A 1,738-nucleotide genomic window follows, 5' to 3' on the forward strand; every position below is an offset into this window, starting at 1 on the left:
CCGCCGGGGTGGCCTCCGGGCCGGTCTCCGGGCGGGCGGGGCGCAGCGGGGCGGGCGCGGCGGCGGGGGTGGGTGTGGCCGGGACGGTGGCGGCTTCCCGGGCGGCGGGCGCGGGGTGCGGCGCGTCGGGGGCGGTGTCGTCGGTCGGGGCCGGGGTGATGGCGGGCTCCTGGATGCGGTGGTGGGTGATGTGGGGGTGGAGTTCCGCGAGGTCGTGGCGCCTCAGGAGGCCGTCGAGGGTGGTGTCGCCGACCAGCACCAGCGGGAACGGCTTCGGCTCCCACAGGCGGTGCAGCAGCTGGAGCGCGGAGGGGCGCAGCCCGAGGGTGGTGGTGACGATGACCAGGCGGGGGGTGTGCTGCAGCTCGGCGGTGATCAGGCCTTCGGCTTCGTCGAGACCGGGGAGGCGGCGGCGCCGGCCGAGGCCGAGCCGGGTGTACAGGGCGCGGATCAGGGACGAGCGGTCGTGGCCGCTCACCTGCACGGTCGGCAGATCCACCGGCTCGAGGTCCTGCGCCAGGGCGTGGGTGAGAGCGGTCTGGGCGGTGGTCGTGTGCGCGCTGGTGACCGCCAGGATCGTCCCGGGCGTGTGGGCGGCGTGGCGCAGGAGCTCGGCCAGGTCACCGACCGGCGCCGGGGTCGGGGTTCCGGCCACCGGGTCAGTGGTGTCCGGGTCCGGTCCGGCCGGGGTGGGGGTGGGGAGGGTGGCGGCTTCCGGGCCGGAGCCGGGCACGGCGGCGGTCGGGCCGGCGGCGGCCGTCCCCTGGGCGGCCGGGTCGGCCGAGATGGCGTCAACAGCGCTGGGCGGAAGGGGAGTTGAGGAGGCCGGGGCCGGGGCGGCCGGGTGGGTAGCGTCGCCGCCGGGGGCCGGGGCGGGGCGCAGCGGGGCCGGGACGGCGGTGGCGTCCGCCGGGGCGGCGGGCGCGTCGGTCTGCAAAGCGGCGGGTACGGCGGGCGTGGTCCCGCCGGGGCCGGACGGGGCGCCCGGCACCGGCACGGCGACGGGGGGAGCGGCCGGGTCGGTGGCGGTCGCCGGGGCCGGGCCGGGTACGGCGGCGTCCGGCTGCGTCCCGGCCGGGACGGCCGGGACGGCCGGTGCGACCGGTGCGACCGGTGCGGCCTGGGTCAGTTCGGCCCCGGCGGCGGACTCGGCCGGGGCGACCGCGCCCAGCGCCGGCCGCAGGTAGTCGGCCACCAGCTGCTCCAGGGCCTTGTACGCCTGCTCGGCCCGCTGGCTGGTCGGGCCGCCGAACGCGGTACGCGGGGCGGTGAGCAGCACGAGCCAGTGCGCTCCGGTGAGTTTGCCCCGGGCGGCGGCGCCGAGGGCGGACTTCAGCTTGCGGCCGGCCGGGGTGGCCAGGTGACCGCGCGCCGGGTTCACCAGCTGGTAGGCGCGCATGGCCAGGTTCTGGCGCAGCCCCAGCGGGATCGAGGTCCACAGCGGGTCTTCCGGGCCGGGAAGGGCGAGGTGCCCGGCCGCACCCGGCACCGGGGCGGGAGCGGAGGCCGGTGCGGCGGAGGCAGCTGCGGGCCGGGCGGGGCGCCGCGAAGAAGCCGTCCCGCGCGGGGCGCTGCCGGAGCGGGCCGGAACGGGCACACCACCGGCCGTGCCTCCCGCGCCGGCGGCCGTACCCCCGACGCCGGTACCCCCTGCGGCCGGCCCGGGCGGGTCGGCCGGGGTGTCACCGGCCGGGACCGGACCGGCGTCCGCAGCTGAGGCCGACACGGTGACCGGGGC

General features: G+C 80.1%; 1 pseudogene. It reads right to left on the bottom strand.

The features are described from left to right. Positions 1–1,489 (bottom strand): annotated as a pseudogene (locus ABT093_RS40865) (hypothetical protein); the annotation flags it as partial. Positions 1,490–1,738 lie beyond the last annotated feature (249 nt).

Source organism: Kitasatospora sp. NPDC002551 (genome assembly GCF_040296005.1).
GTDB lineage: Bacteria > Actinomycetota > Actinomycetes > Streptomycetales > Streptomycetaceae > Kitasatospora.